This is a genomic window from Bradyrhizobium sp., assembly GCF_016219575.1.
Lineage (GTDB): Bacteria > Pseudomonadota > Alphaproteobacteria > Rhizobiales > Xanthobacteraceae > Bradyrhizobium.
This window is the reverse complement of sequence record NZ_JACRMG010000019.1, coordinates 105,732-121,613: the sequence shown is the minus strand read 5'-3', so window position 1 is coordinate 121,613 and position 15,882 is coordinate 105,732. Positions and strand designations below refer to the sequence as shown.

Below are 15,882 nucleotides of genomic sequence, written 5' to 3'. Positions count from 1 at the left end.
TCAGACGGCTTGCGGCGGTGCCGGGGGTGGCGTCAGGAAGAACAATGGTTGATCCGTCTACTGCCTCGGCCCGAGAGGCCGGCGACATCGTCGCGCAACTCAAATCCTTTGTCATCGAGCGCTCCCTGCCGCTGTGGTCGGGGGAGGGCTGGGATCGCACGACCGGCGGCTTCGTCGATCGTCTCGACCAGGATGGCCACGCCGACCGGCAGGCGCCGCGACGCACCTTCGTGCAGGCGCGGCAGATCTATTGCTTTGCCAAGGCTGCCCAGATGGGCTGGTACCCGGACGGCAAGGAGATCGCACTGAAAGGGCTCGATCATCTCCTGGGCAAGGCCAGGGCGCCCGACGGCCGGCCGGGCTTCGTCCATCGGCTCGGTGCAGATGGCGCGGTGCTCGATGCCAGGCGCGATACCTACGACCATGCATTCGTGCTGCTGGCGCTGGCGACGGTCTATTCGCTCGACCGCGACGCGCAGGTGCGTTCCGAAATCGATGCTGTGCTGTCATTTGTCGACACCAAACTGCGCTCGCCGCATGGCGGCTTCGCGGAAGGGGTTCCGGCGACGCTGCCGCGGCGGCAGAACCCGCAGATGCACCTGTTCGAAGCGATGATCGCGCTGTTCGACGCGACGCACGATCTCGCCTTCCAGCAGCGCGCCGGCGAGTTCTTCGGCCTGTTCATGGCCAGTCTCTACGACAAGCAGAGGCAGGCGCTCGGCGAATATTTCGAGGAGGACTGGTCGAGGATCGAGCCGGTCGTGGTCGAGCCCGGACACCAGGCCGAATGGGCCTGGCTGCTGAAGGGATTTGAGCGCATCACCGGCTGCCCGACGGGACGTCCGCGCGGCGAGCTGCTCGCCACCGCGCTGCGCTACCAGGACGCGGCGACGGGCTGCCTGGTCGATGTCGGAGACACCGCCGGCAACATCACGCATTCCACGCGCCGCCTGTGGCCGCAGACGGAGATCGCCAAGGCGTGGATCGCGCAGGCCGAGTCCGGCGAGGAGGGTGCCGCCGACAGGGCGCGCGATGCGCTGGCGCGGCTCGAACGGCATTACCTGCGCCATCCCGTGGCGGGCGGCTGGTACGACCAGTTCGACCGCGAGGGCACTTCGCTGGTTGCGACCATTCCGGCGTCTTCGTTCTATCATGTTCTCTGTGCCGTGACGGAAGCGGAACAGGTGATTGGCTGATTTTTGGTTTGACGCGTTTTCTTCACGCGAACCGGTCTCCACTTCGCTCAAGAACGCTATGGTTGGAGCTCACAGCCACCGCTTCCTCCGCTTGAAGCTCTTGAGGTTCTTGAAGCTCTTGCGCTGGTCGCCGGCGCCGCCGAGGTAGAACTCCTTGACGTCCTCGTTGTCGCGCAACTCGTCGGCCGAGCCGTCCAGCACGACCTTGCCCTGCTCCATGATGTAGCCGTGGCTTGCGACCGACAACGCGGCGCGGGCGTTCTGCTCCACCAGCAGGATGGTGACGCCGAGGTCGCGGTTGATCTCGCGGATGATGGAGAAGACCTCCTTCACCAGCAGCGGCGACAGGCCCATCGACGGCTCGTCCATCAGGATCATCTTCGGGCGCGCCATCAGTGCGCGTCCGATCGCCAGCATCTGCTGCTCGCCGCCGGAGAGGTAGCCGGCGAGCCCCGTGCGCTCCTTGAGGCGCGGGAAATACTTGAAGACCATGTCGATGTCGTCATCGACCTCGCGGTCGTTGCGGGTGAAGGCGCCGAGCCGCAAATTCTCCAGCGACGTCATGTCGGCGATGATGCGCCGGCCCTCCATCACCTGGAAAATGCCGCGGCGGACGATCTTGTCGGGATCGATGCCGTTGATGCGCTGGCCGTCGAACAGGATGTCGCCGCGGGTGACCTCGCCGTCCTCGGTCTTGAGCAGGCCGGAGATCGCCTTCAGCGTCGTCGACTTGCCCGCACCGTTGGCGCCCAGCAGCGCAACGATCGCGCCCTTCGGCACCTCCAGGCTGAGGCCGCGCAGCACCAGGATGACGTCGTCATAGACCACCTCGATGTTGTTCACGGACAGCAACGGGGCAGCCGCAGCGGCGGCGGGCGTGGGGCGGACGGCTTCGACGGTTTGGGTCATGGTTCGATTACCTTGTCGTCACCCGCGAATGCGGGTGACCCAGTATTCCAGAGACGCCGGAGTTCAACCGAGAAGCCGCGGCGTACTGGATCCCCCGCATTCGCGGGGGATGACATTTTTGTACGAGGCTGCTGCCGTGCAGCAGGCCCCGAGCAGCTTACCAGCCCAGCCATTCCGGCTTGCGCGGCAGGTCGATGGTCTTGACCTTTTCGAGCTTGATGGTGCCCTTGCCCATGAGGTCGTTGAGATCGCCGTCGGTCGCGCCCGCGACCTTCAGGCGATAGAGATCGACCTTGAGTGTGCCGCGGTGGTCCTTGTCGGTCCAGGTCGAGGCGTTGCAGACGCCCTCCATGCCGGCGGGCACCCAGTCCTTCTTCTGGTAAAAGCCCTTGGCGACGTTCTCGCCGGTGGCGCCGCCGTTCTTGGCGGCCCAATCGAGTGCTTCCCTGGTGTAGAGCGCGCTGCAGACGCCGGCGATGTAGTGCACGGCGCGATACGCCTTGCCGGTCGGATCGGACATTTTGGAGATTTCAGCCACCGTCTTCATGCCGGGCGCGTTGCCGCCCCAGGTCACGGCCGTGCGCAGCGGGAACACGACGCCGTCGGCCGCATCGGCGGCGGTCTTGGCGGCGTTCTCGTCCATGCCCCAGACGTTGCCGAGGAACTGCACTTCGACGCCGGCTGCCTTGCAGGCCTTCAGCACCGAGATGTTGGAGGCGGCGGTATTGCCCAAATAGGCATAGTTGGCGCCGGAGCTCTTCAGGCTCAGGCACTGCGCCGAGTAGTCGCCCGGCGTCAGCGCGAACACGATCGGGGGCAGCACTTCGAAGCCGAGTTCGTTGGCGATGGCTTCACCGGCCGCCTTCGGCGCGTTCGGATAGGGGTGGTTGCCACCCATGTGGACGAATTTCGCCTTGCCGCTCTTGCCCTTGGCCTTCCAGTCCTCGGCGGCCCAGGTGACCAATGCGCGCATCGCATCCGAGTAGCTCGGGCCGTAGAAGAAGTTGTAGGGCGCGGGCTTGGCCTTGCCGCTGACGCCGCCGGGATCGGTGAGGGCGGCCGCATAGGAGGCGGAGACGTAGGGGATCTTGTCGTTGGCGACGAATCCGGTCAACGCTTCGGTGTCGGCGGTGCCCCAGCCCATGATGGCCGCGACCTTGCTGTCCGGCGCCGACCATTTCTTGTAGAGCGCGATCGCGCGCGGCACCTGGTAGCCATAGTCGTTGGTGTCGACATTGAGCTGCTTGCCGCCGACGCCGCCGTTCTTGTTGACCCAGGCGAAGGTGTCGGCCACGGCCTGGCCATAGGATTGTCCGACGTCGGAGGTCGGGCCGGAATAATCGACGAGCTGGCCGACCGCGATCTGGGCATGGGCGGTGGCCGACATGCCGCCGACCAAGAGCGCCAGCGAAACAGTGCTCATAAGGGACTTGATCTTCATTGGTGGTTTCCTCCTGTTATTCGTTGCCTTGAGTAGCCCGTCGGTCCGTCCTCAATGCGAGAACGGATAGAGTTTCCAGTACGCCTTGATCTGCCGCCAGCGATGCGCCAGCCCGTCCGGCTCGAACATCAGGAAGCCGATGATGATCAGGCCGATCGCGATCTCGCGCAGGAAAGTAAGGTTGGTGTTGAGCGACAGCGCCTTGTCGATCATGCCGCCCTTCAGCCAATGGCTTAGCCATTCCATCGATTCGGGCACCAGGACCACGAAGGCCGTTCCCATCAGCGTGCCCATCACGGAGCCGGTCCCGCCGATGATGACCATGGCGAGGAACAGCACCGAGCGCTCGATGCCGAAACCTTCCTGCGAGACCACGAGCTGGTAATGCGCATAGAGCGCGCCGGCGACACCGGCGAAGAACGCGGCAAGCCCGAACGACAGTGTGCGGTACTTGGTGAGGTTGATGCCCATGATCTCGGCGGAGAGATAGTGGTCGCGGACCGCAACCAGCGCGCGGCCGTCGCGCGTGCGCATCAGGTTGGTCACCAGGACGAAGCTGACCACGACATAGGCGAGCACCACGTAGAAGTACTGCCGGTCGCCGCGCAGCGTGTAGCCGAAGATCGAGAACGGATTGGCGCTGGCCGGGACGGTGCCGCCGGAGAACCATTCGGCGCGCGAGAAGAAGTCGAGCAGGATGTATTGCGCGGCGAGCGTCGCGATGACGAGGTAGAGTCCCTTCAGCCGCGCCGCCGGCACGCCGAAGATCAGCCCGACCAGCGCGGTGACGACACCGGCGAGCGGAATGGCGAAGAAGACCGGGATCGGGAAATTGTTGTTGATATAGGCCGAGGTGAAGGCGCCGAACAGGAAGAAGGCGGCATGGCCGATCGAAATCTGGCCGGTGAAGCCGACCAGGATGTTGAGGCCCAGCGCTGCGATGGAAAAGATGCCGATCTGGATCAGGATGCTGAGCCAGTAGCCGCTGAACACGAGCGGCGCAAAGCAGATCAGCACGATGCCGAGAATGGCCATGTTGCGGCTGGTCGTGGTCGGGAAGATCGTGGTGTCTTCCGCGTAAGTGGAGCGGAAGTCGCCAGCGGGGATGAGGGTAGGGCCGGCCATCGGGCTTTATCTCCCTCCCTGCTGGAATGATTTCACGATTACGCCCGATGCTTTCTGGGCATGATCGTTACCGAAAACCGGTTCCCACTTTTCGGCGATCATGCCTACACCCGCTCGATGTCTTTGGTGCCGAACAAGCCGTAGGGCTTGATCATCAAGATGATGATCAGCACGTAGAACGGCGCGATCTCGTAGAGATTACCCCAGTGCAGATACTGGCTGTCGACATATTGCGCCAGGTTCTCCAGCAGCCCGATGATGATGCCGCCGAGTACGGCGCCGCCGATCGAGTCGAGCCCGCCGAGAATGGTCGCGGGAAACACCTTGATGCCGTAGGCCGAAAGGCCGGACGACACGCCGTTGACGACCGCGACGACGACGCCCGCGACCGCGGAGACGACGGCGGAAATCGCCCAAGCCATCGCGAACACGCTCTTGACGGAAATGCCGAGCGACTGGGCAACCTGCTGGTTGAAGGCGGTGGCGCGCATGGCGAGGCCGTATTTCGAAGAGCGGAAGAACCAGGCCATGGCGATCATCATGGCGACAGACACCACGAGGCTCATGACGTAGACGGTCTGGATCTGAAGGCCGAACAGATTGACAGACTGGTTCTGGAACACGCGCGGGAATGGCTGCGGATTGACGCCAAAAATCCATTTCAGCGCGGCCTGGAAAACGGTGGAGAGGCCGATCGTCACCATGATGACGGAAATGATGGGCTCGCCGATCATCGGTCGCAGGAAGATGACCTGTATGGCGATGCCGAAGATGAACATGAACACCAGCGTCATCGGCATGCCGATCCAGAACGGCACCTCGTATTTAGCGAGCAGCGCCCAGCACACCCAGGCGCCGACCAGCAAGAGTTCTCCTTGCGCGAAATTGACGACCTGCGTGGCCTTGTAGATCAGCACGAACGACATCGCGACCACGCCGTAGAGTGTGCCGACCACGAGGCCGTTCATGATGAGCTGGAGCAGGAGCTGGGTGTTCATTCCGCGGCCTCCGCCATTGTGGGGTTGCTCGCGAGATCGACCACCTTCAACGTGGTGCGGATACGCTGGGTGGTGCCGTCCTGGAACCGGATCACGGTGTCCACGGGAATGCTGGCGTCGCCGCGGTAGATCGCATCGATGATCCCAGCATATTTCTCGTTGATGACGCTGCGGCGGACCTTTCGCGTGCGGGTCAGTTCGCCGTCGTCGGCGTCGAGTTCCTTGTAGAGCAGCAGGAACTTGGAGATGCGCTGCGCCGGCGGTAGCGTGGCGTTGACCGATTCGACCTCCTGGCGCACCAGCTCGTACACTTCGGGACGCGAGGCGAGGTCGGTGTAGGTCGTGAACGCGATGCGCTTTTTCTCCGCCCATTTCGAGATGATGGAGTAGCGGATGCAGATCATGGCAGCGAGTTTTTCGCGCCCGGCGCCCAGCACCACGGCCTCGGCGACGTAGGGCGAGAATTTCAGCTTGTTCTCTAGATATTGCGGCGAGAAGCGCTCGCCGCGCGAGGTCTCGGCGAGATCCTTGATGCGGTCGATCACCACAAGCTGCTTGTTGTCATTGTAGTAGCCGGCATCGCCCGAGTGCATCCAGCCGTCCTTGATGTCGGCGGCGGAGGCTTCCGGGTTCTTGTAGTAGCCAAGGAACATGTTGGGGTGGCGCACCACGATCTCGCCGACGCCGTTGATATCGGGGTTGTCGACGCGGATCTCGATGTCGTCGGCCATGGGGACGCCGGTTGTATCGGGGTCAATCCTGTCCGGCGGGTGCAGGGTATAGGCACCCAGCATTTCGGTCTGGCCGTAGATGGTGCGCAGCGGCACGCCCATCGCCTGAAAGAACTTGAACGTATCCGGGCCGAGCGCGGCGCCACCGGTCGCGGCCGAGCGCAGGCGGGCAAAGCCGAGCCGGTCGCGCAGGGCGCGGAACAGAATGAAGTCGGCGAAGGGGGAATGCTTGCCTTCGGCGAGCGCCGCCAGTCCCGACTTCATGCCGATGTCGTACAGCTTCTGTTTCAGCGGCGAAGAGTCCATCACGCCGGCGCGCACGTCTGCGGCGATCGATTCCCATACGCGCGGGGCAAACAGCACGAAGGTAGGCGCGATCTCGCGGAAATCGTGCATCATGGTCTCGGGCTCTTCGACGAAGTTGACCTTCATCCGGCAAAGCAGGCCTTTGCCGAGCACGTAGACCTGCTCCATGATCCACGGCAGCGGCAACACCGAGACATATTCGTCGTCCGGGCCCTTGGGATCGAACGACAGATAGGTCGCGCAATGGCGCAGCACGCGGGCGGCAGCGAGCATCGCGAGCTTGGGGTGGGCGGTGGTGCCCGAGGTGGTGCAGAGGATGGCACAATCCTCGCCCCCGGTGGCATCGACCAGACTGTCATAAAGGCCCGGCTCACGCGCGGCGCGTTCGCGGCCGAGGGAGGCGAGCTTGCCGGCCTCCATCAGGCGCGGATCGTCGTATTTGCGCATGCCGCGCGGGTCGGAATAGACGATGTGCTTGAGATGCGGCGCCCGTTCGGCAAGGTTGAGCAGCTTGTCGACCTGCTCTTCGTCCTCGGCGAAGACCAGGCGCGCCTCGCCGTAGTTGAGGAGATAGGCGGCTTCCTCGTCGAGCACGTCGCGATAGAGCCCGAGGCTCATCGCGCCGATGGCGTGGATTGCGATCTCGGCGGCGACCCAGTCCGGCCGGTTGTCGCCGATGATGCCGACGACGTCGCCGCGGCCAAGCCCGAGCTCGACCATGCCGAGCGCGAAGTCGCGCACGCGGTCCTGATAGTCGTTCCAGGTGAAAACGCGCCAGAGCCCGAGATCCTTTTCGCGCAGCGCAATCTCGCTGCCGTGCTCCCTGGCATTGAGGCGCAGCAGCTTCGGATAGGTGTCGGCCTCTCGCACGCGGGCGGCGTAGTCCATCATGCCGCGCACTCCGGAGCAGCAGGCTTGTCGTCGGGATCGACAAGCATCTCGTCTTCCTCGCCGAGATAGGCGCGCTTGACGTGCGGATCCGCCAGCACGGCGGCCGGGTCGCCCTCGGCGATCTTGCGGCCGAAATCCAGCACGGTGACGCGGTGGGAGATGTCCATCACCACGCCCATGTCGTGCTCGATCATCACTACCGTCATGCCGAACTCTTCGTTGAGGTCGACGATGTAGCGGGCCATGTCCTCCTTCTCTTCGAAGTTCATGCCGGCCATCGGCTCGTCGAGCAGGATCAACTGCGGCTCCAGCGCCATGGCGCGGGCAAGCTCGACGCGCTTGCGCAGTCCGTAGGGCAGGGTGCCGGCCGTCGCCTTGCGCACCGACTGCAGGTCGAGGAAGTCGATGATCTCTTCCACCTTGCGGCGATGCTCGAGCTCCTCGCGCCGCGCGCCGGTCAGCCAGTACAGCGATCCCGTGAGGAAGTTGTTCTTCAGCAGGTGATGGCGCCCGACCATGATGTTGTCGAGCACGCTCATGTGGTGGAACAGCGCGAGATTCTGGAAGGTGCGGCCGATGCCGAGCGTGGCGCGGGCGTTCGGGCTGAGGCCCGTGATGTCCTTGCCGCGGTAGAAAAGATGGCCTTCGGTCGGCTTGTAGCGGCCGGAAATGCAGTTGACGATCGAGGTCTTGCCGGCGCCGTTCGGGCCGATGATCGAAAATAGCTCGCCTTCCTTCACGCCGAAGGAGACCTCGGTCAGCGCGCGGACGCCTCCGAAGCGCAGCGATACTCCGCGCACTTCCAACGTGTAAGACACTCATTTCCTCCGAATATGGCGCTTGTCCGGCGCTCTTTATCTTCGGTTGCCGTCGCGACGGTGACCTTACATCTGCGGTCCAAGCCAGACCATCCGACTACGGAGGCTGGCCTTCGTCCGCCCTCATGCCCGGTAACGCCGCACCCCGTGCTCGCGCCATTGGCGGCAATCGTCGAGGTGGCCCTGCTTAGGGCAATGCGATAGTTTGAAATGTCTTTTGCCTGACAATTGGTCGGGAAATTTCGCCGCAGCCTTCGGCTTTGTTGCAGCGCAGCAGGCCGGTCTGGCGCGGAACCATCTGGGTGCGCGACGGTCGATGCGTTCATGATTGCTGCCGATTACCTCACGCGCATCGCGGCGTGGTCGCGCGAACTCGACGAGCGGGAGATCGAGGTTGCCCGCGCCGGCATCGTGGAGAAATCCTACGTCGCCAACGAGCATATTTTCGTGCGCGGTGACGCCTTTGACTACTGGACGGGCATCGTCACGGGCCTGGCACGGATGGGGACGGTATCGAGCGGCGGCAAGGCGACGACCTTCGCGGGCCTCACTGCGGGCGCCTGGTTCGGCGAGGGCTCGATGCTCAAGAGCGAGCCGCGCCGCTACGACGTGGTGGCGCTGCGCGACACGCGGCTGGCGCTGATGGACCGCACCACCTTCTTCTGGCTGTTCGAGAACAGCGTCGGCTTCAACCGCTTCCTGGTCCGCCAGCTCAACGAGCGGCTCGGCCAGTTCATCGGTGCGCTGGAAATAGACCGCACGCTGGAGCCCACCGGCCGCGTCGCCCGTTCGATCGCCTCGCTGTTCAATCCGATCCTCTATCCCGACCTGACGCGGCATCTGGAGGTCACCCAGGAAGAGATCGGCGCGCTCTCCGGTCTCTCCCGGCAGAATGCCAATCAGTGCCTGAAGCGGCTGGAGAAGGAGGGGCTGCTCCGGCTGGAATATGGCGGGGTGACCATCGTCGACCTCGAAAGGCTGCGCCTTTACGGCGAGTAGTCCCGGTGGTCCGAACTAGCGCCAAACGCCTGATTTTCAATCGACTTCCGGGTTAGACTTCGGGAGGCGCGGATGCTATGGCCTGCGCCGCGCAGGGGGGGCTTCCGGCGCACCCGACAGATGGGGCCAAGTTGTCCTCGATTGCCCTTAAATTGCCCTTGAATTTGCCCCTGGGCCCGCCCGGCAGGCTCCTGGAGAGACCATGACGGCTCAAAATCCCAAGCGCGTTGCGCTGATTACCGGCGTTACCGGGCAGGACGGCGCCTATCTCGCCGAATACCTGCTCGGGCTCGGTTACACCGTGCACGGCATCAAGCGGCGCTCGTCCTCCTTCAACACCGCGCGCGTCGACCACCTCTATCAGGACCCGCACACCGGCAACGTGCCGTTCCTGCTGCACTATGGCGACATGACGGACTCGACCAACCTGATCCGGCTGATGCAGCTGATCCGGCCGACGGAAATATATAACCTTGCCGCCCAGAGCCATGTCGGCGTCAGCTTCGAGAGCCCGGAATATACGGCCAATGCCGATGCCGTCGGCGTGCTGCGCCTCCTGGAAGCGATCCGCATCCTCGGCATGGAAAAGGAAACCCGCTTCTACCAGGCCTCGACGTCGGAGCTTTACGGCCTGGTGCAGGAAGTGCCGCAAAGGGAGAGCACGCCGTTCTATCCGAGGTCGCCCTATGGCGTGGCAAAGCTCTACGGCTACTGGATCACGGTGAACTACCGCGAGGCCTATGGCATGTTTGCCTCCAACGGCATCCTGTTCAACCATGAGAGCCCGATCCGCGGCGAGACGTTCGTGACGCGCAAGATCACGCGCGGCGTGGCGCGCATCGAGACCGGGCTGGAGCAAACGCTCTATCTCGGCAATCTCGAGGCCAAGCGCGACTGGGGTCATGCGCGCGACTATGTCGAGGGCATGCACAGGATCCTGCAGGCGGATGCACCCGATGATTTCGTGCTGGCGACCGGCGAGACCCATTCGGTGCGCGAACTGGTGGAACTCGCATTCGCCGAAGTTGGCCGGACCATCGAATGGCGCGGCACCGGCAAGGACGAGACCGGCGTCGACGTCAGGTCCGGCAAGACGGTCGTGCGCATCGATCCCGTCTACTTCCGGCCGACCGAGGTCGACCTTCTGATCGGCGATGCCAGCAAGGCGCGGGAGAAGCTCGGCTGGAAGCCCAAGACGACCTTCAAGGAGCTTGTCAGGGAAATGATGGCCGGCGATCTCGCGATCGCCCGGCGGGAGGCGGCCAATGGCAGGGATCCCGTTTGAGCTGAAGGGCAAATCGGTCTACGTCGCCGGCCACCGCGGCATGGTGGGCTCGGCGCTGATGCGACGGCTGGCGCGCGAAGATGTCGAACTGGTGACCGCTACGCACAGCGAACTCGACCTGTGCGACCAGGCGGCGGTATTCGAATGGTTCGGCCAGCGCAAGCCGCAGGTGGTGTTCCTGGCGGCAGCGAAGGTCGGCGGAATCGTCGCCAACAACACGCTGCGCGCCGAATTTCTCTACGACAATCTCGCGATTGCGGCCAACGTGATCCATGCCGCCCATCTCAACGGGTGCGAGAAGCTGATGTTCCTCGGTTCGTCCTGCATCTATCCCAAACTGGCAGCCCAGCCCCTGCGCGAGGACAGCATGCTGACGGGACCGCTGGAGCCGACCAATGAACCCTACGCGATCGCCAAGATCGCCGGCATCAAGATGGCGGAGGCCTATCGCAGCCAGTATGGCAGCGATTTCATCAGCGTCATGCCGACCAACCTCTACGGGCCCGGCGACAATTATCATCCGGAGTACAGTCATGTCGTGGCGGCGCTGATCCGCCGCTTCCACGAGGCCAGGACCTCAGGCGCGCGCAATGTCGTGGTCTGGGGCACCGGCACGCCGCGGCGCGAATTCCTTTATGTCGACGATCTCGCCGATGCCTGCGTCCATTTGATGAAGAACTATTCGCAGCCCGAGCTGATCAATATCGGCACCGGCGAGGACATCACCATTGCTGAATTTGCGCGCTTGGTGGCGGCCGCGGTCGGCTACGCCGGCGAGATCAGCTTCGACACGTCCCGGCCCGACGGCACGCCGCGCAAATTGCTGGACGTCAGCCGACTCGCCAGGCTCGGCTGGCGCGCGAGCACGCGGCTGGAGGAGGGAATCCGGTTGGCATATCAGGCATTTCTCAGCGAGCAAAGGCCGGCGGCAGAATAGGAGACAGGGCGTCGGCTCGCACGCGCCCAATGTCTCCTTCTAGGAAGTAAGCATTATCCGCTTTCGAATGAGAAGCAAACATGCATTGGCATTCGGCCACTGGCGAGTTGTTCCGTAACATCTATTCTTGGAGTCCGGACCCGTTCTCGACAAAGCGCCTATTCGCCTCCTCCTCAAGGCTCTCCCAGGTCGCCTGAACAGAGTTCTTGGGATCGAACCGTCCGGCAACCCTAAGCCGGTCGAAGATCAGTCGCAGCAGGGCGGCGCGATACGCCGGATCGTTGCGTTCTGAAATCATCCAGCGCCCGGCGACAGATGTAGCAAGGTACTTGTGCTGTTTCAGCCGGTTCAGGAAGGCGCGGAGCGGGTGCAGCGCCCCGGCCTGAGTGAGGGCGAGCCGCCGCGTAATGGGGGAAAACCACCTCCACGGGCTGGCTCTCGCGACCAGAAAACGATCCAGCACGGCATCGAACAGGCGCCGGCGTTCACCGGAATTTTGTCCCGCTTGTACAAGCACTTCAATCATCCACGCCGCCAGACACGACCATGCCATCAGCTTTTGCTGGTCAGTCCAGCTCTCTCGCTTCAGATGCAGGTTCGCGCCATGCATTCGCTTGTAGTAGATCGGTCCCGGCACGAACTGGAACTCGCCCTGGAGGGCGAGTTCTGCCATCAGTCGGATCTCGGTGCCATAGCTGTCAAAAGGATCGAAATCGCTCAGCAATAGCCCGGATGTCTGCGCCAGCGCCGAGCCCCGCATGAGGCCTCGAAACGGCACGCAGTCCAATGATTCCAGATAGGCGAGCGCGCGCTCGACCGCAGACCCGGTGACGGAAAATCCGTACTGGGTGAAGCTCGAAACACCCGACCAGTCCATTTTGGCGAAGCAAACTGCAGCGCGCGGTGAGCGAGTGGCCGCCTCCACCAGATCGGCCACATAAGTCGGCGAAACCTGGTCGTCGTGTTGTTGATAGATATAGAAATCGCCGCGCCGCTCGCGCATCGTCCAGTCGGTGTTGCCAGCCCACCCAAGACGAGACGGCTGGACCTGCATCCGGAACCGCGGATCGAGACGCAAGAAAGGTTCGCATGCGCGGGCCGTCTCCTGATCGCCGGCGTCAACCGAGATCAGCACATCCAGATTCTGATAGGTCTGCGTTCTGACACATTCCAGGGTGACCGGTAGCGCGTCCTGCCCCCGATACACGGGCACACCGATTGTGACGAGAGGACTGCTCATCGAATGTCGCCCTGCAGGGTGCGGGCGCTGCTGACCTCCACGAAGTGAGGAGCCATCGTGAGGCTGGGATCATTGGCGTACATGCAGCCGAGGTGGACCTTGCCTTCGTTCGCGATCGGTTTCCGGTTGAGCAGTCGCTCGTTGCGATCAAATAGCGTGACGCCGATGCCGCGTTCGGCCAGTGACGATGCCATGCAACAACCCTGAAACCCTCCACCCAAAATTCCGATGCGCATTTACTAAACCGAATTCCATCCTGAGGGCTATCTCAAACAGTGGGCGTCGCCAAGTCGATCGACGTCCCGACTGCGGTTACATGCCGGCCTTTGCCACGCGGGGCGGATTTCTTGCCAGCGCCGTCGCCATCGCCGAAATCAGCGGCCTCATGAAAAATGCCTCGTCCGCCGGATAGATCGCGGCTTGCAGGCCGTGCGATTTGAGCTCGTCGGAGACCGCCGGCCCGACGGAAGCGATCGGCGTTTGCGCCAGGCCCTCGCGCAGCTTTTGCTCCCAGCCATGTTTGCGGGCGGTGTCGATGAGGCGTCGGATCTGGCCGAGATTGGTCAGCGCAACCGCATCGATCCGGCCGCGCGCCATCTCTTCGATCGCGGTGACGATATTGGTGTCTGCGGCCTTGGCGTCATAGACATAAGGCAACACGGTATCGACCTCGGCGCCTTGCGCCCTGATGGTGCCGATCAGCGCGCCGTGGTCCTTGTCGGGATAGAGCTGCAGGCCGACGCGGCGGCCGGCAAGGTCGAGGCGCGACAGCATCTCGGCGACGCCTTCGGACGTTGGTTTTTCCGTCGTCATCTGCGGCTCGAGCCCGATGTCGCGCAAGGCCTTGCCGGGTTTGGGGCCGCGCGTGAATTTCCTGCTCTTGCCGAGCGCGGCCACGAAATCCTGCTCGACGCCGATCCGCCGCACCACCTTCATCAGGCGGCGCAGGCCTTCGCCGGTCATAAGCACGAGGTCGTCGAAGGGGTTGTCGATGGCGCGCCTGATCCAGGCTTCGATCGGCGCCGGATCGGGCGCATCGTTGATGGTGAACATCGGGCATTGCAGCACGTCTGCGCCCTGTTCCGACAGCAGGCGGGAGAACTGCGCCTCCTCGCGCGTTTCGAGGATGAGGACGCGATAGCCGTTCAACTTGTCAGCCATGATTCCGCTTCTTCCGTGCAGAGGTTCGATTTGTTCATTTTGGTCCCCCGGACGGGGTTGGCGCAAGAGTTCCGGCAGTGTTAGAGCAGGGCCGCAACCTTGCCCGTTCGTTTGGGCTCCTGTCTGCCCGAATTCTGCTCGCCCAAATTCTGCTCGCCCAAGCCTTGATCAAATGCCCCACAGCCAATTTGTTCTGACCCTGTCCTGTCCCGATCGTCCCGGCATCGTGTCGGCGGTCTCGACATTCCTCGCCCAGAACGGCCAGAACATCCTCGACGCGCAGCAGTTCGACGACATCGAGACGAAGAAATTCTTCATGCGCGTGGTGTTCACGGCCGCCGATCTCGCGGTCGAATTGTCGGCGCTGCAAACCGGCTTTGCCGCGATCGCCCAGCGCTTCGCCATGGACTGGCAGATGCGCGACCGCGCCGCCAAGCGCAGGGTGATGCTGCTGGCTTCCAAATCCGACCACTGCCTTGTCGACATTCTCTACCGCTGGCGCACCGGCGAGCTCGACATGATTCCGACCGCCGTCGTCTCCAACCATCCGCGCGAGACCTACGCTGGCCTCGACTTCGGCGACATCCCGTTCCATCATCTGCCGGCGTCGAAGGAGAACAAGCCGCAGCAGGAGGCGGCGATCTGGAAGCTGGTCGAGGATACGGACACCGATCTCGTGGTGCTCGCGCGCTACATGCAGATCCTGTCGGACGACCTCTCGGCAAAACTCTCCGGCCGCTGCATCAACATCCACCATTCCTTCCTGCCCGGCTTCAAGGGCGCGCGGCCCTATCACCAGGCTCATGAGCGCGGTGTAAAACTGATCGGCGCCACCGCGCATTACGTGACGCGCGATCTCGACGAGGGACCGATCATCGACCAGGATGTCGAACGCATCAGCCATCGCGACACGCCCGACGACCTCGTGCGCAAGGGGCGCGACATCGAGCGCCGCGTGCTGGCGCGCGCCGTGCGCCATCACCTCGAGGACCGCGTCATCCTCAACGGCCGCAAGACCGTGGTGTTCATGGATTGATCTGCCGTTCAGTCCGGCGATTTGAACGTCGGCCTGAAGCTGCGCGGACTCCAGCCGAGATCCTCGATCGCGGGCGCGGCATCGAACGTCATGTCTTTCATCATGCGGATGCCCATGGCGACATTGGCGCCCGGAAACAGCGGCCTGACGGTCACGAAGCCGGCTCGCCACAGCCACGGCGGCATGGACACGAAACGCCTCGGCAGCGACAAGCCGTCGAACACTCGCCCGATCATTTCCCGGTAGGTCACGGTGTCGGGGCCCGGCAGGGAATAGAACTTGCCGGTTGCGGCTTCGCTTTCGGCTGCGGCGATCGCAGCAATCGCCAGGTCTTCGGCATGGACGGGCTGGCGCAGGCCGGGGCCGCCGCCAACCAGCGGCATGAACCTGAACCTTCGGATCAGCCGCGACAGCGGCGTGATGTTGGTGTCGCGGCCTTCGGCGTAAATCAGTGTCGGCCGCAGGATGGTCCAGCCGATCCTGTGCTGCGCGCAGAGATCCACGATCTGCTGCTCGCCGGCCGCCAGCCGCCGGATCATGGTGCGCTCGGCTGCAACTTCGGTGTCCTGCTTCGTGATTACGCTGGTGGAGCTGAACGCCACCAGCCGCTTGAGCGCCGGGTGGATCAAATGCGGCAGGGCCTCCGCCAGCAACACGGCGTCGGTTGTGCAGAATAACGTCGCGAACGGCGGAAGTTTCAGCGCGTCTGCATGGTGCAGATCGCCGCGATACCAGTCCACACGACCATCGCTGCGCGGCACACGCGACAATGCGAGCGGCCGCTGACCGCGTTTCATCAGATGCTCGAC

Annotated in this window: 15 protein-coding genes; 5 read left to right on the top strand and 10 right to left on the bottom strand. The window is 63.5% G+C overall.

Features of this window, described 5'->3' with window-relative positions; all coding sequences use genetic code 11:
• Positions 1-44: 44 nt before the first annotated feature.
• The gene (locus HZB49_RS16670; RefSeq protein WP_291613246.1) at positions 45-1,196 is read left to right on the top strand and encodes an AGE family epimerase/isomerase; all 1,152 of its coding nucleotides are present in this window, start codon (positions 45-47) and stop codon (positions 1,194-1,196) included.
• 69 nt (positions 1,197-1,265) lie between these two features.
• Here the strand turns inward: HZB49_RS16670 and HZB49_RS16665 are convergent, their stop codons facing one another.
• The 6 genes from HZB49_RS16665 to HZB49_RS16640 form a co-directional block, all read right to left on the bottom strand.
• The gene (locus tag HZB49_RS16665; protein ID WP_291613245.1) at positions 1,266-2,105 is read right to left on the bottom strand and encodes an ABC transporter ATP-binding protein; all 840 of its coding nucleotides are present in this window, start codon (positions 2,103-2,105) and stop codon (positions 1,266-1,268) included.
• Positions 2,106-2,262: 157 nt separating this feature from the next.
• On the bottom strand, positions 2,263-3,546 hold the full coding sequence (locus tag HZB49_RS16660) for an ABC transporter substrate-binding protein (RefSeq protein WP_291613243.1): 1,284 nt from the start codon (positions 3,544-3,546) through the stop codon (positions 2,263-2,265).
• Between the two features lie 51 nt (positions 3,547-3,597).
• A complete protein-coding gene (locus tag HZB49_RS16655) occupies positions 3,598-4,671 on the bottom strand; it encodes a branched-chain amino acid ABC transporter permease (protein WP_291613241.1) in 1,074 nt (357 codons plus the stop codon).
• Positions 4,672-4,775: 104 nt separating this feature from the next.
• Positions 4,776-5,669 (bottom strand): branched-chain amino acid ABC transporter permease, encoded by an 894-nt coding sequence (locus HZB49_RS16650; RefSeq protein ID WP_291613239.1) that lies wholly within the window; start codon positions 5,667-5,669, stop codon positions 4,776-4,778.
• A complete protein-coding gene (locus tag HZB49_RS16645; RefSeq protein WP_291613237.1) occupies positions 5,666-7,597 on the bottom strand; it encodes a long-chain fatty acid--CoA ligase in 1,932 nt (643 codons plus the stop codon). Before HZB49_RS16645 ends, HZB49_RS16650 begins: the two co-directional genes overlap by 4 nt.
• Positions 7,594-8,415, bottom strand: a complete 822-nt coding sequence (locus tag HZB49_RS16640) for an ABC transporter ATP-binding protein (RefSeq protein WP_291613235.1) — start codon at positions 8,413-8,415, stop codon at positions 7,594-7,596. Before HZB49_RS16640 ends, HZB49_RS16645 begins: the two co-directional genes overlap by 4 nt.
• A 324-nt stretch (positions 8,416-8,739) precedes the next feature.
• Between HZB49_RS16640 and HZB49_RS16635 the strand changes: the two genes are divergently transcribed.
• The 3 genes from HZB49_RS16635 to HZB49_RS16625 all read left to right on the top strand — a co-directional run bounded on the left by HZB49_RS16635 (position 8,740) and on the right by HZB49_RS16625 (position 11,636).
• On the top strand, positions 8,740-9,414 hold the full coding sequence (locus HZB49_RS16635) for a Crp/Fnr family transcriptional regulator (RefSeq protein ID WP_291613233.1): 675 nt from the start codon (positions 8,740-8,742) through the stop codon (positions 9,412-9,414).
• Between the two features lie 202 nt (positions 9,415-9,616).
• Positions 9,617-10,699, top strand: coding sequence for a GDP-mannose 4,6-dehydratase (gmd, locus tag HZB49_RS16630; protein ID WP_291613231.1), 1,083 nt, complete (start codon positions 9,617-9,619; stop codon positions 10,697-10,699).
• Entirely contained in the window at positions 10,680-11,636 is a 957-nt protein-coding gene (locus HZB49_RS16625; protein ID WP_291613229.1) for a GDP-L-fucose synthase, read from the top strand. The genes gmd and HZB49_RS16625 overlap by 20 nt, the downstream gene beginning before the upstream one ends.
• 121 nt (positions 11,637-11,757) lie before the next feature.
• On the opposite strand, the gene HZB49_RS16620 is transcribed toward HZB49_RS16625, so the two are convergent.
• From HZB49_RS16620 to HZB49_RS16610, 3 genes are all read right to left on the bottom strand, one after another.
• Complete coding sequence (locus HZB49_RS16620) at positions 11,758-12,876, bottom strand: glycosyltransferase (RefSeq protein ID WP_291613227.1); 1,119 nt, start codon at positions 12,874-12,876, stop codon at positions 11,758-11,760.
• Complete coding sequence (locus HZB49_RS16615) at positions 12,873-13,112, bottom strand: NAD-binding protein (RefSeq protein ID WP_291613224.1); 240 nt, start codon at positions 13,110-13,112, stop codon at positions 12,873-12,875. The genes HZB49_RS16620 and HZB49_RS16615 overlap by 4 nt, the downstream gene beginning before the upstream one ends.
• 76 nt (positions 13,113-13,188) lie before the next feature.
• Complete coding sequence (locus tag HZB49_RS16610) at positions 13,189-14,037, bottom strand: uroporphyrinogen-III synthase (protein WP_291613222.1); 849 nt, start codon at positions 14,035-14,037, stop codon at positions 13,189-13,191.
• Between the two features lie 172 nt (positions 14,038-14,209).
• On the opposite strand from HZB49_RS16610, the gene purU reads away from it, so the two are divergent.
• Positions 14,210-15,073 carry a formyltetrahydrofolate deformylase gene (gene purU / locus HZB49_RS16605; RefSeq protein ID WP_291613220.1) on the top strand — a complete coding sequence of 288 codons (864 nt, stop codon included), beginning with the start codon at positions 14,210-14,212 and terminating at the stop codon, positions 15,071-15,073.
• 8 nt (positions 15,074-15,081) lie between these two features.
• On the opposite strand, the gene HZB49_RS16600 is transcribed toward purU, so the two are convergent.
• Positions 15,082-15,870: an NAD-dependent epimerase/dehydratase family protein gene (locus HZB49_RS16600; RefSeq protein ID WP_291613218.1), complete on the bottom strand. Its 789-nt coding sequence runs from the start codon at positions 15,868-15,870 to the stop codon at positions 15,082-15,084.
• Positions 15,871-15,882 lie beyond the last annotated feature (12 nt).